16 protein-coding genes are annotated in these 21,631 nt (G+C 71.0%); 9 read left to right on the forward strand and 7 right to left on the reverse strand.

Going from position 1 to position 21,631, the window contains the following annotated elements; all coding sequences use genetic code 11:
- The first annotated feature begins 164 nt into the window (after nt 1-164).
- From ACO07H_RS20845 to ACO07H_RS20855, 3 genes are read left to right on the forward strand one after another with little or no spacing between them, the layout of a single operon-like run.
- Nucleotides 165-2,237 (forward strand): cytochrome c biogenesis protein ResB, encoded by a 2,073-nt coding sequence (locus tag ACO07H_RS20845; protein ID WP_422017711.1) that lies wholly within the window; start codon nt 165-167, stop codon nt 2,235-2,237.
- A complete protein-coding gene (gene ccsB / locus ACO07H_RS20850; RefSeq protein WP_422017713.1) occupies nt 2,234-3,583 on the forward strand; it encodes a c-type cytochrome biogenesis protein CcsB in 1,350 nt (449 codons plus the stop codon). Before ACO07H_RS20845 ends, ccsB begins: the two co-directional genes overlap by 4 nt.
- Before the next feature lie 11 nt (nt 3,584-3,594).
- The gene (locus ACO07H_RS20855; RefSeq protein ID WP_422017715.1) at nt 3,595-4,242 is read left to right on the forward strand and encodes a response regulator; all 648 of its coding nucleotides are present in this window, start codon (nt 3,595-3,597) and stop codon (nt 4,240-4,242) included.
- A 21-nt stretch (nt 4,243-4,263) separates the two neighbouring features.
- On the opposite strand, the gene ACO07H_RS20860 is transcribed toward ACO07H_RS20855, so the two are convergent.
- Complete coding sequence (locus ACO07H_RS20860) at nt 4,264-5,280, reverse strand: GGDEF domain-containing protein (RefSeq protein ID WP_422017717.1); 1,017 nt, start codon at nt 5,278-5,280, stop codon at nt 4,264-4,266.
- Between the two features lie 83 nt (nt 5,281-5,363).
- Nucleotides 5,364-5,834 carry an Lrp/AsnC family transcriptional regulator gene (locus ACO07H_RS20865; protein ID WP_422017719.1) on the reverse strand — a complete coding sequence of 157 codons (471 nt, stop codon included), beginning with the start codon at nt 5,832-5,834 and terminating at the stop codon, nt 5,364-5,366.
- A gap of 111 nt (nt 5,835-5,945) precedes the next feature.
- On the opposite strand from ACO07H_RS20865, the gene ACO07H_RS20870 reads away from it, so the two are divergent.
- Nucleotides 5,946-9,500 carry an indolepyruvate ferredoxin oxidoreductase family protein gene (locus tag ACO07H_RS20870; protein WP_422017721.1) on the forward strand — a complete coding sequence of 1,185 codons (3,555 nt, stop codon included), beginning with the start codon at nt 5,946-5,948 and terminating at the stop codon, nt 9,498-9,500.
- Here the strand turns inward: ACO07H_RS20870 and ACO07H_RS20875 are convergent.
- Both ACO07H_RS20875 and ACO07H_RS20880 read right to left on the reverse strand, forming a co-directional pair.
- Complete coding sequence (locus ACO07H_RS20875) at nt 9,478-10,119, reverse strand: DUF998 domain-containing protein (protein WP_422017723.1); 642 nt, start codon at nt 10,117-10,119, stop codon at nt 9,478-9,480. The genes ACO07H_RS20870 and ACO07H_RS20875 overlap by 23 nt on opposite strands.
- Nucleotides 10,116-10,661 carry a DinB family protein gene (locus ACO07H_RS20880; RefSeq protein WP_422017725.1) on the reverse strand — a complete coding sequence of 182 codons (546 nt, stop codon included), beginning with the start codon at nt 10,659-10,661 and terminating at the stop codon, nt 10,116-10,118. The genes ACO07H_RS20875 and ACO07H_RS20880 overlap by 4 nt, the downstream gene beginning before the upstream one ends.
- An 82-nt stretch (nt 10,662-10,743) precedes the next feature.
- On the opposite strand from ACO07H_RS20880, the gene ACO07H_RS20885 reads away from it, so the two are divergent.
- The 5 genes from ACO07H_RS20885 to ACO07H_RS20905 all read left to right on the forward strand — a co-directional run bounded on the left by ACO07H_RS20885 (nt 10,744) and on the right by ACO07H_RS20905 (nt 17,098).
- A complete protein-coding gene (locus tag ACO07H_RS20885) occupies nt 10,744-10,917 on the forward strand; it encodes a DUF2256 domain-containing protein (protein ID WP_422017727.1) in 174 nt (57 codons plus the stop codon).
- Nucleotides 10,910-12,445, forward strand: a complete 1,536-nt coding sequence (locus tag ACO07H_RS20890; RefSeq protein WP_422017729.1) for a cryptochrome/photolyase family protein — start codon at nt 10,910-10,912, stop codon at nt 12,443-12,445. The genes ACO07H_RS20885 and ACO07H_RS20890 overlap by 8 nt, the downstream gene beginning before the upstream one ends.
- A 90-nt stretch (nt 12,446-12,535) precedes the next feature.
- Nucleotides 12,536-13,093 (forward strand): pyridoxamine 5'-phosphate oxidase family protein, encoded by a 558-nt coding sequence (locus ACO07H_RS20895; RefSeq protein WP_422017731.1) that lies wholly within the window; start codon nt 12,536-12,538, stop codon nt 13,091-13,093.
- Between the two features lie 104 nt (nt 13,094-13,197).
- The gene (locus ACO07H_RS20900) at nt 13,198-14,325 is read left to right on the forward strand and encodes an ABC transporter substrate-binding protein (RefSeq protein ID WP_422017733.1); all 1,128 of its coding nucleotides are present in this window, start codon (nt 13,198-13,200) and stop codon (nt 14,323-14,325) included.
- Between the two features lie 175 nt (nt 14,326-14,500).
- A complete protein-coding gene (locus ACO07H_RS20905; protein WP_422017735.1) occupies nt 14,501-17,098 on the forward strand; it encodes an ATP-binding protein in 2,598 nt (865 codons plus the stop codon).
- Between the two features lie 3 nt (nt 17,099-17,101).
- Here ACO07H_RS20905 and ACO07H_RS20910 read toward each other — a convergent pair whose 3' ends face one another.
- The 3 genes from ACO07H_RS20910 to ACO07H_RS20920 all read right to left on the reverse strand — a co-directional run bounded on the left by ACO07H_RS20910 (nt 17,102) and on the right by ACO07H_RS20920 (nt 21,630).
- A complete protein-coding gene (locus tag ACO07H_RS20910) occupies nt 17,102-18,028 on the reverse strand; it encodes a transglutaminase family protein (RefSeq protein ID WP_422017737.1) in 927 nt (308 codons plus the stop codon).
- Nucleotides 18,025-20,682: a circularly permuted type 2 ATP-grasp protein gene (locus ACO07H_RS20915; protein WP_422017739.1), complete on the reverse strand. Its 2,658-nt coding sequence runs from the start codon at nt 20,680-20,682 to the stop codon at nt 18,025-18,027. Before ACO07H_RS20915 ends, ACO07H_RS20910 begins: the two co-directional genes overlap by 4 nt.
- A 99-nt stretch (nt 20,683-20,781) precedes the next feature.
- Nucleotides 20,782-21,630 (reverse strand): alpha/beta fold hydrolase, encoded by an 849-nt coding sequence (locus ACO07H_RS20920; RefSeq protein WP_422017741.1) that lies wholly within the window; start codon nt 21,628-21,630, stop codon nt 20,782-20,784.
- Nucleotide 21,631: the final 1 nt, after the last annotated feature.

The following is a 21,631-nucleotide window of genomic DNA, read 5'->3' on the forward strand; positions in this document are numbered from 1 at the left end:
CCTCGATGCAGGAAGGCCGGTGATCCCCACCGGCCTTTTTTTCTGGCCACGTTGCGCATGAGCGGATGATGCGCAAGGATGTGCCCGGCCACTCACCGCCCGCCGCCCGCCGCCCTGCCCCGCACCACCCATCCGGTCTTCCAGCTCCAAGTCCTCAGCGCCTGATGTCATCCGCCGCCCCTCGCTCATCGGTCCCCCGCGAACTGCTGGACCTGCTCGCGTCCATGCGCTTCGCGATCACGCTGCTCAGCGTCATCTGCATCGCCTCCGTCATCGGCACCGTGCTGCGCCAGGGCGAGCCCATGGGCAACTACATCAACCAGTTCGGGCCGTTCTGGGCCGAGGTGTTCGGCCTGCTCGGCCTGTACACGGTCTACAGCACGCCGTGGTTCCTTGTCATCCTGACCTTCCTGGTGCTCTCGACGAGCCTGTGCATCGCGCGCAACGCGCCCAAGATCGTCACCGACCTGCGCAGCTACAAGGAGGGCGTGCGCGAGCAGTCCCTGCAGGCACACCATCACAAGGCCATCGGCGAGTTGCCCAGCAACCCGCAGATGGCGCTGGCCGAGATCGGCGCGACGCTGACCGCCCTGGGCTGGAAGGCCCGTGTGCAGCAGCGCGAGCACGGCAACATGATCGCGGCGCGCCGCGGCGCGGCCAACAAGCTCGGCTACCTGTCGGCGCACTCCGCCATCGTGCTCATCCTCATCGGCGGCGTGCTGGACGGCAACGCGATGGTCAAGCTCGCCATGTGGCTGCAGGGCAAGGAGATCTACACCGGCTCAGGCTTCGTGGCCAACATCCGGCCCGAGCACCGACTGAGCACGGCCAACCCGAGCTTTCGCGGCAACGTCACGGTGTCTGAACACCAGAGCCAGGGCATCGCCGTGCTGAGCCTGCCCAACGGGGTCGTGCTGCAGGACCTGCCCTTCGAGATCGAGCTGAAGAAGTTCAGCGTCGACTACTACGCCACGGGCATGCCCAAGAGCTTCGCCAGCGACATCGTCATCCACGACGGCGCGGACACCCGCGAGGCCACCGTCAAGGTCAACGAGCCCGTCATCCACAAGGGCGTGGCGATCTACCAGAGCAACTTCGAGGACGGCGGCTCCAAGCTGTACCTCAAGGGCTTCCCGCTCATCGGCGGCGCGCCGGTCAATATCGAAGGCCGCGTCGGCACCAAGCTGGCCTTCGGCGACCAGACGCTGGAGCTGGATGGCCTGCGCGTCATCAACGTCGAGAACCTCGCCAACGACGGCAGCAACGCCAGCGGTGCCGACGTGCGCAAGGTGGACCTGGGCGAGCGCCTGGGCCAGCACCTGGGCAGCGGCGCCAAGACCAGCACCACCAAGACGCTGCACAACGTCGGCCCGAGCTTCAGCTACAAGCTGCGCGACGCCGCGGGCCAAGCGCGCGAGTACAACAACTACATGCTGCCGGTGGAGCTGGACGGCCAGCGCGTCTTCATCGCCGGCGTGCGCGACACGCCCGCCGAGAGCTTCCGCTACCTGCGCATGCCGGCCGACGAGAACGGCTCGCTCGTCGGCTGGCTGCACCTGCGCCAGGCACTGGCCGACGCCAGCCTGCGCGACGCGGCCGCGCGCGCCTACGCGGTCTCCGCCACGCCGGCCAACCAGCCGCAGCTGCTGCCGCAACTGCAGGTCACGGCGCAGCGCGCGCTCACCCTGTTCTCCGGCGCCGCGGCCAAGCCCGGCGACGAGGTGCGCGGCGGCTTGCCGGCGCTGTCGCAGTTCATCGAGCGCGACGTGCCCGAGAGCGACCGCCAGCGCGTCTCCGAGGTGCTGCTGCGCATCCTCAACGGCAGCCTGTTCGAGCTGCACCAGATGGCCCGCGAACGCGCCGGCCTGCAGCCCGCCGCCATCGATGCCGCCAGCCAGAGCTTCATGACCCAGGCCGTGCTGTCGCTGTCCGACAGCCTGTACTACCCGAGCACGCTGCTGCTGCAGCTCGACAACTTCGAGCAGGTGCAGGCCAGCGGCTTCCAGGTCGCCCGCGCGCCGGGCCAGAAGCTGGTCTACCTCGGCGCGCTGTTGCTCATCGTCGGCGTCTTCGCCATGCTCTACATCAAGGAGCGCCGGCTGTGGGTGTGGATCGCTCCCGGGGCCGAACCGGGCAGCTCGCAGGTGCGCATGGCCATGTCCAGCACCCGCGAATCGCCCGACAACGCCACGCTCTTCGCCCAGCTCAGGGCTGCAGTGCTCAAGGATCACGCATGAACACGACCACCTTCGACCTGCCCCGCCGCCATGCGCTGCAGCGCCGCGACGTCTTCGACTGGCTGTTCGCGGCCCTCGTCGTGCTCGGCGGCGGCTACGCCTTCAGCCGCTACCACGCCAGCATGGACGTCTACGAGCAGGGCATCCTGCTGTGCGCCATGCCGGCGCTGGTGGCGCTGGGCTGGTTCTGGAAGCCGCTGCGGCTGCTGAGCCTCGCGGCGGGCGCCGCCACGCTGCTGGCCATCGCGCTGTACGCCCGGCACACCGACGGCTTCGGCGCCGACCTGGCCGCCGGCGAGCAGACCTTCTGGCTCAAGTACATGCTGTCCAGCCAGAGCGCCATCCTGTGGATGAGCCTGCTGTTCTACATGAGCATGCTCTTCTACTGGGGCGGGTTCCTGACCGGCGCGGGGCGCGACAGCGTCGCCGAGGTCATCGGCTCCAAGCTGGCCTGGGGCGGCGTCTTCATGGCGCTCGTGGGCACGCTGGTGCGCTGGTACGAGAGCCACCAGATCGGCCCCGACATCGGCCACATCCCGGTCAGCAACCTGTATGAAGTCTTCGTGCTGTTCTGCTGGATGACGACGCTGTTCTACCTGTACTACGAGCAGCGCTTCGCGACACGCTCGCTGGGCGGGTTCGTCATGCTGGTGGTCAGCGGCGCGGTCAGCTTCCTGCTCTGGTACACGGTGGCGCGCGAGGCGCAGGAGATCCAGCCGCTGGTGCCGGCGCTGCAGAGCTGGTGGATGAAGATCCATGTGCCAGCCAACTTCGTCGGCTACGGCAGCTTCGCGCTGGCGGCCATGGTGGCCCTGGCCTACCTGCTGAAGACGGCGCCCGCCCGCTCGCTGTGGATCGGCCTTGTCGCGATGCCCGTCGGCATCGTGGCGCTCATCCTGGCCGTGCGCTTCGGTGGCTCGCTGGACGCTGCGACCGTCACCGGCATGGACGGCTGGGCGCGCAAGATCGGCGGCATCGCCGTGTTCCTGGCACTGGCCATCGTGCTGCGGCCGCGGCTGACCGCCCGCCTGCCCGACCTGCCCCAGCTCGACGACCTCATGTACAAGGCCATCGCGCTGGGCTTTGCGTTCTTCACCATCGCGACCATCCTCGGCGCCTTCTGGGCCGCCGAAGCCTGGGGCGGCTACTGGAGCTGGGACCCGAAGGAGACCTGGGCACTGATCGTCTGGCTGAACTACGCGGCCTGGCTGCACATGCGGCTGATGAAGGGCCTGCGCGGCGTGGTGTCGGCCTGGTGGGCGCTCGTGGGCCTGCTGGTGACGACCTTCGCCTTCCTGGGCGTCAACATGTTCCTGTCCGGCCTGCACAGCTACGGCACGCTGTAACGCCACCTGCGATGACGGCGCCCGCCCGCGTCTACCTCGTCGATGACCATGCGATGGTGCGGCAAGGCCTGCGCGCGCTGCTGGGCGAGGCCGGCCACGACGTCGTCGGCGACTGCGGCGACATCACGCAGGCGCTGGCCGACCTGCTGCTGCTGACGCCGGACGTCGTGCTCGTGGACCTGTCGCTGGGCACGCGCTCCGGCATGGAGCTGCTGGCCGAGCTGCAGCGCCGCCAGCTGCCGACGCGCGCGCTGGTGCTGACGATGTCGGCGCAGCCGCGCCATGTGGCCATGGCGCTGAAGCTGGGCGCGTCGGGCTATGTGCTGAAGGGCTCGCCCTCCGGCGAACTGCTGCAGGCCATCACCGCGCTGCGCAACGGCCGCCGCCATCTGGGCGAGGGCGTGGCGGAGCTGGCCGCCCGCGCGCTGGCCCAGGGCGACGGCGAGGACCCGTTCGCCAACCTGTCGGTGCGCGAGCGCCAGGTGGTCACCATGGTCGTGGACGGCCACTCCAGCAGCTCGATCGCGACGTCCCTGCACCTGTCGCCCAAGACGGTGGACAGCTACCGCAGCCGGCTGATGGCCAAGCTGGGCGTGCCCGACGTGACGGCGCTCGTGAAGCTGGCCCTGCGCCACGGCCTCATCAACAACGACGCCTGACACGGCGCGGCGGGCGTCCGCTCAATGCGACGCCGCGCGCCGCCGCGCCAGCTTGACGCGGTACATCGCCGCATCCGATTCGCGCAGCGCGTCCTCCACGCCGGCCCGCTGGGGGTCCAGGCAGGCCACGCCCACGCTGGCACCGGCGTAGTCGACGGTGACCTGGCCGGCCTGATGGCGGCCCACCGTCGCCGTCATCAGTCGCTGCTGCAGCAACTCGGCCACCGCGCTGCAGTCCTCGCTGAGCGACGGGCCCAGGCCGATCACGACGAACTCGTCGCCACCGCTGCGCGCCAGCACGTCGCCGCCGCGCAGCGAGGCCAGCAGCTGCGCCGCGATGCCGCATAGGAACTGGTCGCCGGCATCGTGGCCATGCGTGTCGTTGACCTGCTTGAAGCCGTCCAGATCGATGGCGCCGGCCAGCAGCCAGCTGCCCGTGCGTTGCGCCAGCGCGATCAGCCGCGCCAGTTCCTGCAGCAGCGCGCGGCGGTTCGGCAGGCCGGTCAGTGCATCGGTCAGGGCCTGCGTCCTCAGCTCGGCATTGGCCTGCCGCAGCTTGTCGACCAGCCGCTCGCGCGCCACCTGCCGCTCGATGAGGCTGGCGAACAGCTTCAGCGCCTGCCCGGCTTCGGCGGTCATGGGGCGGCGCTCGCTGCTGGCCGCGCACAGCGTGCCGTACAGGCCGCCGTCCTCGGTGTGCACCGGCGTGCTGACGTAGGTCTGCAGGCCGAGCTGGCGCGCGGGTTCGGAGTCGGCCCACACATGGGGCACGTCGTCCGTGTACGGGCGGCCCTCTTCCATCGCGCGCTTGCACAAGGTGTCGCCCCAGGGCACAACCAGGCCTTCGGGGATCTGCAGCTCGCGCGAGTTGCGGGCGAACAGCACGTGCTGCTGCCCCCCCTCGAGGTCCACGGTCGTCAGGTAGGTCGACTCCAGCCCGGTCACCGCCTCCAGCATCTGCAGCAGCGGCCGCGTCAGTTCCTCCAGCGTCTGCGCGGAGGTGACGGCGTCGGAAAGCTTGGCGAGCAGGGCATCCATGCACGGACTCTAGACAGGCTGGCGCAATGCAGCCAAGCCTATCAGCCAACTGCCACCGGGGTCGGCCCTTGAGTGACGCCGCATCACGCCACCGGCAGCGCCGTTTCGTACTTCACCTCGCGCAACACCACGTTGCTGCGCACGCTGGACACGCCGGGCAGCTTGAAGATGCGCTGCTGCAGGAACAGGTCATAGGCCTTCATGTCGGCAGCGACGACCTTCATCACGTAGTCGGCCTCGCCGGTGATGGCATGGCATTCGATGATCTCGCGCCGCGTGGACACCAGTTGCTCGAACTGCTCCACCGCGCCCTCGCTGTGCCGCACCAGGCTCACGTTGGCCAGCACCAGGATGGTCAGGCCGATCTTCTCGCGGTCCACCAGCACCACCTGGCCGCGGATGACGCCGCTGTCCTCCAGCTCCTTCACGCGCCGCCACACCGGCGTGGCGGACAAGCCCACCTTGTCCGCCAGCGCCTGGGTGGACAGCGTGGCGTCGGCCTGCAGGGCCTGCAGGATCTCCAGGCTGGCTCGGTCAAATACGTTTTTTTCCATGATTCGCTTCTTTCGAGAAGAATCATCTCATCGGCCATGCCATCCGCAGGCAATGAGGCAATTTCTTCCGGCTTTGCGGCGCAAGAATTTCGCGCCACCAGGAGTCCCACCATGACCGAAGCCGCCGCCGTCGACGTGCAACCCGCGCTGCGTCCCTACCAGCTCAGCGACAACCTCGCCGCCGACAGCGGCGCCGTCTTCCTGACCGGCACGCAGGCCCTCGTGCGGCTGCTGCTGGCGCAGAAGAAGCTCGACGAGCGCGCCGGCCTGAACACCGCCGGCTTCGTCTCCGGTTACCGCGGCTCGCCGCTGGGCATGGTGGACCAGCAGCTGTGGAAGGCGAAGAAGTTCCTCGAAGCGGCCCACATCGAATTCCTGCCCGCCATCAACGAAGACCTGGCCGCCACCGCCTGCCTGGGCGTGCAGCGCGTGGCGCTGGACCCGCAGCGCACGGTCGATGGCGTGTTCGCCCTGTGGTACGGCAAGGGGCCCGGCGTGGACCGCTCGGGCGACGCGCTGAAGCATGGCAACGTCTATGGCACGTCGACCCAGGGCGGGGTTCTCGTCGTCTGCGGGGACGACCACGGCTGCGTGTCCAGCAGCACGCCGCACCAGAGCGACCAGGCCCTGCAGGCCTGGAGCATGCCGCTGGTGCACCCGGCCAACGTGGCCGAGTACCTGGAGTTCGGCCTGTACGGCTGGGCGCTGTCGCGCTTCTCGGGCGCCTGGGTGGGCTTCAAGGCGATCTCGGAAGTCGTCGAGAGCGGCATGACGGTGGACCTGGACGCGGTGGCGTTGAACTTCGACCACCCCGTGGACCACACCGCGCCGACCGACCTGCACATCCGCGCGGTGGACCTGCCGTCGCTGGACCTGGAGTCGCGCCTGGCGCACAAGCTCGACGCGGTGAAGGCCTTCGCCCGCTTCAACAGCATCGACAAGCACATCGTCACCAGCCCCGCCGCCACGCTGGGCATCGTGACGGTGGGCAAGGCGCACTACGACTTCATGGAAGTGCTGCGCCGCCTGGACCTGGACCCGAACGCCTTGGCCGCGGCCGGCGTGCGGGTCTACAAGGTGGGGCTGGTGTTCCCGCTGGAGCCGACGCGCATCACCGAGTTCTGCAGCAACCTGACCGACGTGCTGGTCATCGAGGAGAAGGGCCCGGTCGTCGAGCGACAGATCAAGGAGCTGCTCTACCACCTGCCGGACTTCCAGCGCCCGCGCGTGGTCGGCAAGACCGACGAGCACGGCGCGCCGGTGCTGTCAGCGCTCGGCGAGCTGCGCCCCAGCCGCATCATGGGCACGGTGGCCGACTGGCTGGCGCGGCTCAACCCCGCGCTGGACCGCCGCCACCTCGTCGTCGACTTCCTGACGCCCTGCCTGCTGAGCAACGCGGCGGATGGCGTGCGCCGCCAGCCCTACTTCTGCTCGGGCTGCCCGCACAACACCTCCACCAAGCTGCCCGAGGGCTCGCGGGCTCTGGCCGGCATCGGCTGCCACTTCATGGCGAGCTGGATGGAGCGCGGCACGTCCGGCCTGATCCAGATGGGCGCCGAGGGCGTGGACTGGGCGGCGCACTCGCGCTTCACGACCGAGAAGCACGTCTTCCAGAACCTGGGCGACGGCACCTACTACCACTCGGGCTACCTGGCCATCCGCCAGGCCATCGCCGCCAAGACCAACATCACCTACAAGATCCTCTACAACGACGCGGTGGCCATGACCGGCGGCCAGCCGGTGGACGGCCAGACCAGCGTGCCGCAGATCGCGCGGCAGGTGGAGGCCGAGGGCGTGAAGCGCCTCGTCGTGGTGTCAGACGAGATCGACAAGTACGAAGGCCACCACGGCCTGTTCCCCGCCGGCACGACCTTCCACGACCGCAGCGAGCTGGATGCCGTGCAGCGCGAATTGAGGGAGATCGAAGGCGTGACGGTGCTGATCTATGACCAGACCTGCGCTGCCGAAAAGCGCCGCCGCCGCAAGAAGAAGGAGTTCGCCGATCCGCCCAAGCGCATCTTCATCAACGAGGCGGTCTGCGAAGGCTGCGGCGACTGCGGCGTGGCGTCGAACTGCCTGAGCGTCGTGCCCGTCGAGACCGACTGGGGCCGCAAGCGTGCCATCGAACAGAGCAGCTGCAACAAGGACTTCTCCTGCGTGAACGGCTTCTGCCCCAGCTTCGTGTCGGTGCACGACCCGGTGCTGAAGAAGAAGGCCGGCGCCACCTACACGCCACAGGACCTGGCCCGCGAAGTGGCCGCCATCACCGCGCCCGCTCCCTGGCAGTGGACGGGTCCGTTCGACCTGCTCGTCACCGGCGTGGGCGGCACGGGCGTCGTGACCGTCGGCGCGCTCGTCTCCATGGCCGCCCACCTGGAAGGCAAGCAGGCCTCGGTGCTGGACTTCATGGGCTTTGCGCAAAAGGGCGGCGCGGTGCTGAGCTTCGTGCGCGTGGCGCCGACGCTGGACCTGCTCAACCAGGTGCGCATCGACACCCAGCAGGCCGACGTGCTGCTGGCCTGCGACATGGTCGTCGGCGCGTCGCCCGATGCGCTCGGCACCATCAAGGCCGGCCGCACTGTCATCCTCGCCAACACGCACGAAATCCCGACCGCCGGCTTCGTGCGCAACCCGGATGCCTCGCTGCAGGGCGACTCGCTGCTGGCCAAGATGAAGTTCGCCGTCGGCGAGCAGGGCGAGCTGGCCACCCTCGACGCGCAGGACATCGCCCAGCGCCTGATGGGCGACACGCTGCCCAGCAACATCATCATGCTGGGCGCCTGCTGGCAGCGTGGGCTCATCCCCGTCAGCGAGGCTGCGCTGATGCGCGCCATCGAGCTGAACGGCGTGGCCGTCGAAGGCAACAAGACCGCCTTCGCACTGGGCCGCCTGGCCATCGCGGCGCCCGACGCCATTGCCAGGCTGGCCGGCGACGTCAACGTGGTGAAGCTCTTCAACTTCGACCAGCTCGACGGGCCGGACGGCCTGATCGAGCGTCGCGCGAAGTTCCTGACCGACTACCAGGACGCCGCCTACGCGCAGCGCTACCGCGCGCTGGTGGACCGCGTGCGAGCGGCCGAGGCGCCGCTCGGCAAGGGCCAGCGGCTCACGCAGGCCGTGGCGCGCTACTACGCGAAGCTGCTGGCCATCAAGGACGAGTACGAGGTCGCGCGCCTGTACACCGACGGCCGCTTCCTGGCGGCGATGAAGGACCAGTTCGAGAACTGGGCCTCCCTGAGCTTCCACCTCGCGCCGCCGCTGATCGCCAAGCCCGGCGCCGATGGCCGCGCGAAGAAGATCGAGATGGGCAGCTGGACCTTCACCGCCTTCAAGTGGCTGGCCAAGTTCAAGGGCGTGCGCGGCACGGCGCTGGACATCTTCGGCAAGACCGACGAGCGCCGCATGGAGCGCCAGTTGATCGCCGACTACGAGCAGCTGGTCGACGAGATCCTGGCGTCACTGACGGCCGACAACCTGGCCACCGCCGTCGAGCTGGCCCGCCTGCCCGAGAAGATCCGCGGCTACGGCCATGTGAAGCACGCCAACGTCGTGGCGGTGAAGCAGCAGTGGCAGGCGTTGCTGGACCGCTTCCATGGCCGCGCGGTGGAGGTGGCGGCGCAGCCGGTGGCGATGCCGGTGCGCGTCAAGGGCGTGGCGGAGCTGTGAGGCGCGACTGCCGAGCAACGGCCATGCCCAGCAGGGCCACCCAGCCCAGCACGGCCAACTCCAGCAGGCGCTGGCTCAGCCCCACCCAGGGGGACGACGGCGACAGCGTCAGCAGGCCCAGCAGCGCCAGCCCTGCTGCGGCGCGGCCGCTGTGGACCAGCCATGCGGGGCCGGGCCAACGCCGCACGGACTCGCAGAGCGTCAGCAGGAAGGCCGGCGCCAACAGGTAGCCCAGGCCGCCCACCGCGTTGTGGATGGCCTGGGACGTGCTCGGCGCGGCTGGCCGGCAGCCGGGATCGCAGGGGAACTGCGATGCCGCGAGATAGCCCACCGCATAGAGGGCCAGGCCCAGCAGCCCCAGCACGACGCCCGTCGTGCGCGGCAAGGCCGCGACCGCCAGGCCGCAGAAGACCAGCAGCAGCAACCCGACCGGCAGGAAGCCCAGGCGCCTGGCCTGCCATTCGTAGCGCGTGCCGGACGCCCCCAGTTCACTGATGAACTGCGACACATGGCTGTAACCGGGCGTCAGCGCACCCAGCACGAGGACGAACACCACCATGACCGCCAGGGCCGCAACCGCCGTCACGGCCATCATGCGCGGCAGCACCGGCACGGTCACACCGGCTCCTGCCACCCCAGCGCCGCCATGTCGTCGCCACGGTGCACGCGGTCGCCCAGCAGGATGAAATCATCCAGCTGCGGCGGCTTCACGGCGGTACCGGCCAGCATCGCGTGTGCCTGGCCGCGGTGGTGCGTCTGGTGCATGAACAGGTGGGCCAGCACCCGCGCCAGCGGCTCGCGCGGGCCGGCCTCGATGCCGGCGCCGCGGTCGAAGGCGACGATGCGCTCGTCGTCGGCCGGCGTCAGCGGCTCGCACAGCGTGATCAGCCGCCGGTCGCTGGCGTCCTGGCGCGCCGCCAGCTCGCCGGCCGTGCGGGCCGGCACGTAGCGGGCCCAGACCTCGCGCATCGTGGTATCGCCCGCCAGGGCGGCCAGGTAGTAGTGGTCCACGTTGAGCAGGTGGTTCAGCGTGCGGGCCAGGCTGGGGAAGAAGCTGGTGCGCTCCGCGTGGAATTCGGCCTCGCTCAGTTGCGACACGGCGGCCAGCAGGCGGCGGTTGGCCAGCCGGTTGGCGCGGGCCTGGATCAGGTGCAGGTTCATCGTGAGTTCATCCTGCCTCAAGTGCTGCACCCCGCGCCAGCCGGGTGAACACCCGGGCGGGCCCGGCCTATCCTGCCGGGCGATGACCCGCGCACCCGACTTCAAGGGCAACAAGGCCCACCTGCCCAGCAAGCCCTGCATGGCCTGCGGGCGTGCGATGACGTGGCGCAAGGCTTGGGCCAGGAACTGGGCCGACGTGAAGTTCTGCAGCGAACGCTGCCGGCGCGACGCGAAAGCAGGGTCGCGCGATGCGTGACCTCGTGCTGGTGCTGGGCGACCAGCTCGACCTCGGTGCCTCGGCCTTCGATGGCTTCGACGCCGCGCAGGATGCGGTGTGGATGGCCGAAGTGGCCGGGGAGTCCACGCACACCTGGAGCAGCCAGCCGCGCATCGCGATGTTTCTGTCGGGCATGCGGCACTTCGCCGCCGCGCTGCGCGAGACCGGGCGGCCGTTGCACTACCGGGCGCTGGACGATCCCGCCACGCGGGGCGGCCTGGCCGAACAGCTCCGCGAAGACATCGCCCGGCTGCGGCCCCGCCGCCTGGTGCTGACCCAGCCCGGCGACTGGCGCGTGCTGCAGGCGTTGCGGGGCGTGGCGAGCGAGGCCGGCCTCGCGCTGGACCTGCGCGAGGACCGCCACTTCTTCACCACCCCGGCCGAGTTCGCTGCGCACGCCGCGGCGCGCGACGGCCGGGGCCTGCGCATGGAGTTCTTCTACCGCGAGCAGCGCGAGCGCCTCGGCATCCTGATGGAGGGCAGCCGCCCCCTGGGCGGACGCTGGAACTTCGACACCGACAACCGCCACGCCTTCACCCCGGACGGCCCGGGCTTCGACCTGCCGCAGCCACCGCGCTTCGCGCCCGATGCCGTCACACGCGGCGTCATCGCGCTGGTGCGCGAGCGCTTTGGCAGCCACCCCGGCCGGCTGGACAGCTTCGCCTGGCCGCTGACGCGCGCACAGGCCCTGAAAGCCCTCGACGCCTTCGTCACCGAGCGGCTGCCGCTGTTCGGCCCTTACCAGGACGCCATGTGGCCCGGCGAGCCGTGGCTCTACCACGCGCAGCTCTCGGCCGCATTGAACCTCAAGCTGCTGACGCCGCACGAAGTGGTCGCCGCCGCGCAGGCCGCGGTGCGCACCGGCAGCGTGCCATTGGCCAGCGGCGAGGGCTTCATCCGCCAGATCCTGGGATGGCGCGAATACGTGCGCGGCATCTACTGGACGCAGATGCCCGGCTATGCCGCCCTCAATGCGCTGGACGCGCACGAGCCGCTGCCGCCCTGGTACTGGACGGGCGACACCGACATGGCCTGCCTGCGCGACGCCATCACGCAGACGCTGGCGCATGGCTACGCGCATCACATCCAGCGGCTGATGGTGACCGGCCTGTACGCGCTGCTGCTGGGCGTGGAGCCGGCGCAGGTGCACGGCTGGTACCTGAGCGTCTACGTGGACGCGGTGGAATGGGTGGAGCTGCCCAACACCCTGGGCATGAGCCAGTACGCCGATGGCGGCCTGATGGCCAGCAAGCCCTATGCCGCCAGCGGACAGTACATCGCCCGCCAGAGCCCGCTGTGCCGCAGCTGCCGCTACCGGCCGGCCGAGCGCACCGGGCCCGATGCCTGCCCGGTCACGACGCTGTACTGGGACTTCCTGCTGCGCCATGCCGCCCGCCTGGCGGCGAACCCGCGCATGGCCGGGCCGCTGCAGCAACTGGCGCGGCTGCCGCAGGCCGAACGGCAGCTCGTCCGCGCCCAGGCCGATGCGCACCGCAGGCCAAGCTGAGTCCGACGCGCAACCGGCCTGCAGGCCGACATGGCCGCTCCCCCGTCGCGCCTATCGTGGCGCCATCGACCTCGCGACCTGGAGACCCCCATGACCGACCCGCTGCTGAGCACGCCTGCGCAAGACCTCACACCCACGCATCCTGACGCCCACAACGCCGACGTGCGCCACGACCTCGCCGGGTCCGACGCGGTGGAGAAGATCCGCCATGTCGTCGGCAAGGCCGACACCTGCTTCCTCGTCACGCATGGCGGCGTGCGCCCGATGGGCGTGCGCGAGTGCGACGCGCAGGGCACGATCTGGTTCCTGAGCGACAAGCACAGCCAGAAGAACGCCCAGATCGCGGCCAACGGCGAGGTCGAGCTGTACTTCCAGGCGTCGGAACACTCGGGATTCCTGCACCTGGTCGGCCAGGCCACCGTGCTGCACGACCAGGCGCTCATCGACAAGCTCTGGACGCCACTGGCGCGCGTGTGGTTCCACGACGGCAAGGACGACCCCTGCATCAGCGTCATCCGCGTGCAGCCCAGGCAGGGCCAGTACTGGGACAACAAGCACGGCGACGCAGTGGCCGGCGTGAAGATGCTGATCGGCGCGGCCCTGGGCAAGCAGTTCGACGACGGCGAGATCGGCACGCTGCGGCCCTGAGCCCCGGCCGCTGCGGCGCGCTGGCTCGCACAACGTCACGGGCACGGGCTGGTTCAGGATTTGTTCACGCGCGGGGCGCGCCGGTTCAAGCATGATCGGCGCCCATGCAAAACCGCCGCCACTTCCAACTCGCGCTCGCCGGCCTCGCACTGACCGGCACCGCCGCCCGGGCCCAGGAGCGCCGCAGCATCGTGCTGGGCCAGTCCGTGCCGCTGACCGGCCCGGCCGCGCAGCTCGGCCTGCAGATGCAGCTGGGCGCCAAGGCCTACTTCGATGCGGTCAACGCAGCGGGTGGCGTGGGCGGCCTGCCCATCGTGCTGAGGACGCTGGACGATGGCTACGACCCGGCGCACTGCAAGGCCAACACCGAGAAGTTCATCCAGGAGGATGTCTTTGCGCTGTTCGGCTACGTCGGCACGCCCACCTCGCTGGCCGCGCTGCCGCTGGCGACCGCCGCCAAGCTGCCCTTCATCGCCCCGCTCACGGGCGCCGAGGCGCTGCGCGACCCGTTCAACCGGCTGGTCTTCCACGTTCGTGCGTCTTACTACGACGAGACCGAACTGATCGTCAAGCAGCTCACCCAGCTCGACCTGAAGAAGATCGCCGTCTTCCACCAGAACGACGCCTACGGCCAGGCCGGCCTAAAGGGGGTGCAGCGCGCGCTGGAAAAACGCGGCCTGCAGCCCACGGCGGTGGCGACGGTGGAGCGCAACACCGTGGACGTGGCCGCAGCCGTCAAGGCGCTGGTGCATGCCCAGCCCGAGGTGGTCGTGCAGATCAGCGCGTACAAGAGCTGCGCGGCGTTCATCCGCGAGGCGCGCAAGGCCGGCTACGGCGGCCAGTTCTACAACGTGTCCTTCGTCGGCACGCAGGCGCTGGCCGACGAACTCGGCAAGGACGCCGCCGGCGTGGTCGTCTCCCAGGTCATGCCCTCGCCCTTCGGCACCGCGGCCGGCCTCGTCAACGACTACCAGCAGGCGCTGCACCGCTTCGACGCCAAGGCCGAGCCCAACTACACCAGCATCGAAGGCTACGTGGCCGCCCGCGTCATCGTCGACGGCCTGCGCCGGCTGGCCGGCAAACCCAGCCGCGAAGGCCTGGTCTCGGCGCTGGAGACGCTGTCCGGCTACGACTCGCGCGGCTACCGCCTGGCGTTCTCGCCCACCCGGCACGTCGGCTCCAGCTTCGTGGAGCTGACCATGCTGACGGCAGACGGCAAGGTCAGGCGCTAGCGGGGGTGCGCACACGGCAGCGCCGCGTCAGGGCGCTTTTGCAAGCCCGAAGCCCACCGGACAGCTGCCAGGACGTGCCAGGTCGCGCCTGGGGCCTATCATGGCCCCACCCTACGACCACTCAGGGCGTTAGACCTGGCAAGGCCAGGACTGAGTCGGGGCCCTTGTACCGTCCATGCCAGACGACACCATCGCTGCCAGCACCGAGCCGTTCGTGCGCCGGGCATTGCCCGGCCTGCTGTTTGCCGCCACGCTGGCGTTGACGCTGGTGCTGGTGGCCTGGTCCATGGCGGTGAACGCCGAGGACCGGCGTGCGCTGTTCGAGCGCCGCACCGAGGCCTTCCGGCTGTCGTTGACGGCGGCCGTGCGCAGCCAGCTCGACATCCTGCCCGGGCTGCGGCTGGCGGCCAGCGGCCCGGTGCCCCTGGATGATGCCCATTTCGCCCGCCATGCCGGCGACCTGCTCGGCACGAGCCGCTTCCCGGGGCTGACGCTGAGCTTCGTCGCCGAACGCGTGGACGGTGCCGGCCGCGCCGCCTACCTGCAGCGCGTGCGCAATGATCGCAGCGCCGACCCCGCCGGCCACCCGAACTTCGACATCCATCCCCCCGGCGAACGGCCGGAGTACATGCTGCTGCGCCACCAGTTGCCGGCCGACCCGACCACCGATGGCTACGACCTCTACGACCCCGGCCAGGGCTACCGCCAGGCCATCGACCGCGCCATCGCCGACGGCGGCCTCATCGCCACGCCGCCGCTGCTGCTCGCGCGCGACCGACACCGGCCCCGCCATGCCGAGCTGACCAGCGTCGTCGTGCGCGCCGCCACCTACCGCGGCGACCGCCTGCCCACCAATGCCGCGGAGCGCCGCGCGGCGGCCAGCGGCGTGGTGGGCATCGCCTTCCGGACCGGTGAGCTGGTGCGCAGCGCGCTGCCCGCCGAACTGGCCCTGCCGGCCCAAGTCCGCATCACCGACGGCGGCGCCCCCGGGCCGGCGCTGATCTACGACAGCGACCCCGCGGCCGCGATGGGCGACGACGCGCTGCGCTTCGAGCTGCAGGTGGCGGACCGGCGCTGGCTCGTCGAGGCCGCGCCACCGCCGCAGGCCTGGTGGGAAGACGCCACCGAGGGCACGCTGGCGCTGCTGGCGGCCGGTCTCGTCTGCGCCGCATCGCTGGCCGCGCTGACCGGTGGCCTGGCCCGCGCACGCCGCCAGGCAGAGATACGCGTGCGCGAGGGCCTGGCGAAGCTGGGGCAGGAGAAGGCCCTGCTCCAGCTCAGCGAAGCGCGCCTGCGCCAGCTCTTCGAGCACAGCCTGGACGCGCTGGTCACTTCGCGGCCCGGCGGTGGCGTGCTGGCCGCCAACCCGGCCGCCTGCGAGATGCTGGGGCGCAGCGAGGCCCTGCTCGTCGCCGCGCCGCGTGCCGACATCCTCGACCTGGGCGACCCACGCGTCGCGGCGCTCATCGCGCAGCGCACCGCCACCGGCCGCGCGCGCGGCCAGGTGCGCATGAAACGCGCCAACGGCAGCCTGTTCGAGGCCGAGGTCAGCACCATGGTCTACAAGGACGTGGACGGCAGCCCGCTGGCCAGCGTCATCATCCGCGACCTCACCTCCCGCATCGAGGCCGCCGCCGAGCGCCAGCGTCTGGAGACGCAGCTGCGCCACGCCCAGAAGATGGAGGCCGTGGGCACGCTGGCCGGCGGCATCGCCCACGACTTCAACAACGTGCTGGCCGTCGTGCTGGGCGGCTCGACGCTGCTGGAGGCCGAGCTGGCCGAAGGCCACCCCGGCCGGGAACACCTGGCGCGCATGCGCCAGGCCGCGCTGCGCGCCCGCACGCTGGTGCAGCAACTGCTGACCTTCAGCCGCCCACCCACCGAAGGCATGCAGGCGCTGCCGCTGCAACCGCTGGTGCAGGAGGCACTGGCGCTGCTGCGTGTGACGCTGCCGGCCGGCGTCGCGCTGGAACCCCGGCTGACCGAGGAGCCCCTGCACGTCGTCACCGAGCCGACACAGCTGCAGCAGGTGCTGCTCAACCTGGGCAACAACGCGGTCCAGGCCATGCCGTCCGGGCGCGGGCATCTCGAGGTGACGCTGGACGTGCAGACCGACGCGGTGGGCAAGCGTTGGGCGCGCCTGGCGGTGCGCGACGACGGCGCGGGCATGGACGCGGCCGTGCGCGAACGCATCTTCGAGCCCTTCTTTTCGACCAAGGCCGCCGGACAGGGCACGGGGCTGGGCCTGGCCATGGTGCATGGCATCGTCGCGGCGCATGGCGGGCGCATCGAGGTCAGCTCGGCGCCCGGCCGCGGCAGCCTGTTCGAGATCTGGCTGCCGGCGGTCGCCTGCAGCGAGGTGCAGCCCGCGCTGCAGGCCCCGCCCGCCGCCGCGCGCGGCCGCGGCGAGCGCATCCTCTACCTGGACGACGACGAGGTGCTGCGCCTGACGGTGGCGGCCCTGCTGGAACAACTCGGCTACGTCGTCCAGACCCACGCCGAACCGGCCGCGGCGCTGGCCGCCGTGGCGGCGGCGCCGCGCGACTGGGCCCTTGTCATCACCGACCAGGACATGCCGCTGATGTCGGGCCTGGAGGTGGTGCGCGCGATGCAGCAGCTGCGCGCCGACCTGCCGGTGCTGATCGTCTCAGGCCATCTCACCGACGAGCTGTACGAAGCCGTGGAGCCGCTGGCCCACGTCGACCTGCTGCGCAAGGAATTCATCGCCGAGCAGATCGGCGAATGCATCAACGCGCTGCTGGGCCGCGACTGAGCCTCAGCCCACGGGCTCGACGGCCACACCCACCCGCAGCGTCGCCACGCCGCCGCCGCGCAGCACGCCGCGCAGCGGCGCCACATCCGCATAGTCGCGGCCCCAGGCCAGCGTGACATGGTCCAGCCCCGCGGGGACGGCGTTGGTCGGGTCCAGCGCCAGCCAGCCCTGCTCGGGGCACCACAGCTCGGCCCAGGCATGCGAGGCGTCGGCACCGACGAGCTTGGTGGCCCCGGGTGCCGGCCGCGTCAGCAGGTAGCCCGACACGTAGCGCGCCGCCAGGCCCAGCGAGCGGCAGGCGGCGATGAAGACGTGGGCGAAATCCTGGCACACGCCGCTGCGCTGCGCGAGCGCGTCGGCGGCGCGCGTGGCCACCGTCGTGCTGTGCGGCAGGTAGCGCAGGTCGGCGCGGATCTGGTGCATCAGCGACAGCCCGCCCGCCGCCAGCGTGCGACCGGGCGAGAAGGCGCGGCGGGCATAGGCGGCCAGCGTGGCATCGGGCGCGGCATAGGTGGACGCCAGCGCGAACTCGTCGGCGGGCTGCAGCTCGCGGCCGGCGCGGTAGCGCAGGCTGGCGGCCACGCCCTCCCAGGCCGGACCGCTCGTCGGGTCGGGCAGCGGGCGCCGCGACAGCTCGGCGACGAAGCGGCTGTCCACCACCAGCTTCTCGTGCACGCGTGCATGGCCGAAGCTCAGGTGGCGGTTGCCCCAGGGGTCGCGGCGCAGGTGGCGCGCGAGTTCCGCCGCATCCAGTTCCAGCCCTTCGACACCCCAGCCATCGGGCAGCGGGTCGATGGTCAGCCGCCAGCCGCTGACGGCCTGCCACGGCGTGTCGCGCGGCGCCAGGCAGGCGGCGTGGTAGGCCCATTCCACCGAGGCGTCGTAGGTGTACTCGGTGACGTGATGGACGGCGAGCCGTACCGCGCTCATTGCCACACCCTCTGCTCGGCGCCGATGACATGGGCGAAATAGCGCTGGCTGATGAGGCTGGACAGCTCGGTCACCTCATCGACGCTGCGGTGCAGGTGTTCCACCAGCGCGGCGGGGTTGGCGGCGATGTCGGCCAGCGGCCAGGCCAGCGGCTGCGGCAGCATCGCCGTGACGTCGGCCGCCCAGTCCTGCGTGAGCGGATCGTGCCGCGCCAGCTTGGCAAAGCGGTCGCGCAGCGTGCGCGCCACCCAGGCCAGCGAGCGCGGGTTGTCGGTGTCGTGCAGCAGCAGGTGCAGCAGCGGCGGGGCCTCGCGGCGCGCCTGGAACTGCGCGCGGTAGGTGATGGTCGAGTCGAACACCCCCAGCAGCAGCGCGAAGCCATCCTCGGTGAGGGCCAGGTCCTGAGCGAATGATTCGGCCAGCACGTCGGCCAGGAAGGACAGGCGCTCGATCTGCCGGCCGATGGACAGCAGCCGCCAGCCGTCGTCGCGCGTCATGCGGTCGGTCTGACCGCCGGTGATGGCGGCCAGGTGGGTGTCGGCACGGGCCAGCACGTTGAGCACGTCGGTCACCGGTGCCGCCGGGCCGGGGCGGTCCAGCACGGCGCGCAGGTGCTGCTCGAACTGCGCCGCCGTTTCGTGGATGAGCCGCCAGGATTCCGGCGACAGCCGCTCGCGCAGGGCCTGCGCGCAGGTCTGCAGCGCGCGCAGGTTCCAGCCCACGCTGGTGGCGCCCGAACCGGGCAGCAGCGCGGCCAGCAAGGCGCGCTCGAAGCCGCGCGGGTCGTCGGCGGCCTCGGGCGCCGCCGCGCCGACGAGGCCGTGCTTGCGCGCCAGCGTGTCCAGCAGCGGCAGCATGGGCGGCGGCATGGCGCCGCGCTGCACCATCACGCTGGCCTCGATGACATGGCGCGCCAGGCGCGCGCTGTTCTCGGCCCGCTCGGTGTAGCGGCCCAGCCAGAACAGGTTCTCGGCGGCGCGGCTGGTGACGGTCCAGTGCACGTCGCGCAGGTCGGTGGCCTGCAGCGGCTGCGGCAGCAGCGTGGTCGCGTCGACCTCGCCATCGGTCATCACCCAGGTGTCGGCGCTCAAGGAGCCGCGCTGGATGGACAGCCAGGCATCGGCCAGCGGGTCGCGCTTGGGGGCGACGCGGGTGAGGCCGCCGGGCAGCACGGTCCAGCCGCCGTGGCCGTCCGTCATCGCGAACACGCGCAGCACGGCCACGCGCGGCTCCAGCGCGCCGCGCGTCCACACGGGCTGCTTGGTGGGCTTCACGCGCGCCTGCAGCGTGTAGGCCGTGGGGTCGGCGTCGATGCGCTCGGCCAGCTCGCGCAACTGCCCGTCGTTCAGCTCCGCCGCGACGATGGGGCCGAAGCTGCGCGTGGTGCTGCTGGCCGAGAAGGTCGGCACGACGATGAACTGCGCCAGGCGCGGCCGCAACGTGCGCCAGGCGCTTTCCTCGCCGCACCACCAGCTCTGGATGGCGGGCAGCGTCAACTCCTCGCCCAGCAGGCTCTCGGCCACGCCGGGCCAGAAGGCCGTCAGGCCGGGGCTTTCCAGCCAGCCCGCGCCGGGCGAGTTGGCGATGACGACCTCGCCGGACCGCGCGGCCTGCAACAGCCCCGGCACGCCCAGGATGGAGTCCGGGCGCAGCTCCAGCGGGTCCAGCCAGGTGTCGTCCACGCGGCGCAGCAGCACGTGCACGCGCTCCAGGCCGGTCAGCGTCTTCAGGTAGACCTTGTCGGCGCGCACGGTCAGGTCCGCGCCTTCGACCAGCGTGATGCCCAGGTAGCGCGCCAGGAAGGCCTGTTCGAAATAGGTCTCGTTGCGTGGCCCCGGTGTCAGCAGCGCGACGCGGCTGCGCTCGCCGGCCGGCGACAGCCGCATCAGCGACTGCATCAGGTCGCGGTAGCTCGCGGCCAGCCGCTGCACGGCCATCTGCCGGAAGGCCTCCGGGAACTGCTGGGCGATGATGAGGCGGTTCTCCAGCACATAGCCCAGGCCGGACGCGGCCTGCGTGCGCTGGCCCACCACCCACCAGTGGCCATCGGCGCAGCGCGTCAGGTCGAACGCCAGCACGTGCAGGTGCACGCCACCCGGCGGCCGACTGCCGTGCATGGCGCGCAGGTACTGCGGGTGGGCCAGCACCAGCGAAGCCGGCAGCAGGCCTTGCTGCAGCAGCCGGCGCTCGCCGTAGGTGTCGGCCATGACCGCGTTCAGCAGGCGGGCGCGCTGCACGATGCCCGACTCGATGTCGCGCCACTCGTCGGGCGCGATGAGCATGGGCAGCAGTTCCAGCGGCCAGTGGCGGGCCAGCGGCGCGCTCTCCTGGTCGCCCTGGCCGGGCAACGGCGGGCCGTCGCTGTGCACGTTGTAGCTGGCGCCGTCTTCCAGCACGCGGCGCTGCACGCGCAGCGCCTTGGCGCTGAGTTCCTGCCAGCCGGCCGCGCCGCCCGCCGCGAAGAAGCGCTGCCAGCGTTCTGCCAGGCCGGCCTGCGGTTCGCCCGGGTGGTTGACCTGGCCGGTCAGCTCGTAGAAGTGCCCGTCGCGGCTGCGCAGCGCGGCCGAAGCGGCAAGCGACAGCGGGTCCGGCGTGGCGGGCTCCCCGGGCTCGTCGGGGAGCAGGCTCCACTGGCTGGGCGTCAGCTCAGTCATGGGCGGGAAGGGTCGAGTCGGTCATGCGGCGCCGTCAGGGGGAGAAGCATTGTCAAGCAAGGTCTGCGCCGCCCGTGCCGGCGGACCAGGCCGCAACGCCTAGGATGCCAGGAAGGCGCGCAGCACGCGTTCCGCCGCCTCGGGGTCGTCCCGCCAGGCACCGTGGCCAGCGCCGGGAAAGCGCTCGAAGCCGGCACGCCACGGCGCCGGCAGCGCCGCGACGATCTCCCCGGCATCCTCGGGCGGCGTGACGGGGTCTTCCTCGCCCGCCATGACGAGCACCGGGCACTGCACGTTCGCCAGGCCCGGGCGCAGGTCCATGCCGGGCAGTTCGGTGCGCGTGTGCTCGAACAGGATCTCGGGGTTGAACATCATCCAGCCGCCCGCGCCGGGGGGCTTGGGCCGGGTGTTGTAGAGATGGCGGCAATGGGTTTCGTACGCTGCCCAGGTGTCGGCGCCCGGGCGCTCCCAGAAGTCGCGCGTGGCCTGCGCGGCCGCGGGCCCGCCCAGGCGGCCGAAGTGATGGACCTTGCGTTCCAGGCCGAAGTGGTGCGACGTGCTGGACAGCACGACCTTGCGCGGATGCGCCGGGTGCCGCGCCAGGTAGCGCTGCGCGACGAAGCCGCCGAAGCTCTGGCCCAGCACGATGGGTTTCACGACGCCCAGCGCGTCGCACAGGCGCACGACATCGTCGGCGAGCGTGTCCAGCCGGCACTCGCCCAGCGGTCGCGCGTCGCTGCGGCCATGGCCGCGCTGGTCGAAGTAGACGATCTGGCAGAGGTCGGCGAAGCGGCTGAAGAACGGCCGGAACGCCGTGTGGTCGAAGCCCGGGCCGCCATGGATGAGCACGAGCGTGGGTTTCTCGCGCAGCGCCAGGCCGTCGGGCACGTGGCCGAGGCCTTCGATGTCGACGAAGAGGCGGATGCCGGGTTCGATTTCGATGCGCATC

The sequence above is a fragment of the Roseateles sp. genome (assembly GCF_965229315.1).
In the GTDB taxonomy this organism is placed as follows: Bacteria; Pseudomonadota; Gammaproteobacteria; order Burkholderiales; family Burkholderiaceae_C; genus Pelomonas.

What these genes read in the sequence shown, in the direction of transcription:
- ACO07H_RS20915 (WP_422017739.1), bottom strand. Translation starts at nt 20,682, where the DNA reads ATGACTGAGCTGACGCCCAGCCAGTGGAGCCTGCTCCCCGACGAGCCC.
- ACO07H_RS20865 (WP_422017719.1), bottom strand. Translation starts at nt 5,834, where the DNA reads ATGGAAAAAAACGTATTTGACCGAGCCAGCCTGGAGATCCTGCAGGCC.
- ACO07H_RS20860 (WP_422017717.1), bottom strand. Translation starts at nt 5,280, where the DNA reads ATGGATGCCCTGCTCGCCAAGCTTTCCGACGCCGTCACCTCCGCGCAG.
- ACO07H_RS20895 (WP_422017731.1), top strand. Translation starts at nt 12,536, where the DNA reads ATGACCGACCCGCTGCTGAGCACGCCTGCGCAAGACCTCACACCCACG.
- ACO07H_RS20880 (WP_422017725.1), bottom strand. Translation starts at nt 10,661, where the DNA reads ATGAACCTGCACCTGATCCAGGCCCGCGCCAACCGGCTGGCCAACCGC.
- ACO07H_RS20905 (WP_422017735.1), top strand. Translation starts at nt 14,501, where the DNA reads ATGCCAGACGACACCATCGCTGCCAGCACCGAGCCGTTCGTGCGCCGG.
- ACO07H_RS20900 (WP_422017733.1), top strand. Translation starts at nt 13,198, where the DNA reads ATGCAAAACCGCCGCCACTTCCAACTCGCGCTCGCCGGCCTCGCACTG.
- ACO07H_RS20920 (WP_422017741.1), bottom strand. Translation starts at nt 21,630, where the DNA reads ATGCGCATCGAAATCGAACCCGGCATCCGCCTCTTCGTCGACATCGAA.
- ACO07H_RS20890 (WP_422017729.1), top strand. Translation starts at nt 10,910, where the DNA reads ATGCGTGACCTCGTGCTGGTGCTGGGCGACCAGCTCGACCTCGGTGCC.
- ACO07H_RS20910 (WP_422017737.1), bottom strand. Translation starts at nt 18,028, where the DNA reads ATGAGCGCGGTACGGCTCGCCGTCCATCACGTCACCGAGTACACCTAC.
- ACO07H_RS20855 (WP_422017715.1), top strand. Translation starts at nt 3,595, where the DNA reads ATGACGGCGCCCGCCCGCGTCTACCTCGTCGATGACCATGCGATGGTG.
- ACO07H_RS20870 (WP_422017721.1), top strand. Translation starts at nt 5,946, where the DNA reads ATGACCGAAGCCGCCGCCGTCGACGTGCAACCCGCGCTGCGTCCCTAC.
- ccsB (WP_422017713.1), top strand. Translation starts at nt 2,234, where the DNA reads ATGAACACGACCACCTTCGACCTGCCCCGCCGCCATGCGCTGCAGCGC.
- ACO07H_RS20885 (WP_422017727.1), top strand. Translation starts at nt 10,744, where the DNA reads ATGACCCGCGCACCCGACTTCAAGGGCAACAAGGCCCACCTGCCCAGC.
- ACO07H_RS20845 (WP_422017711.1), top strand. Translation starts at nt 165, where the DNA reads ATGTCATCCGCCGCCCCTCGCTCATCGGTCCCCCGCGAACTGCTGGAC.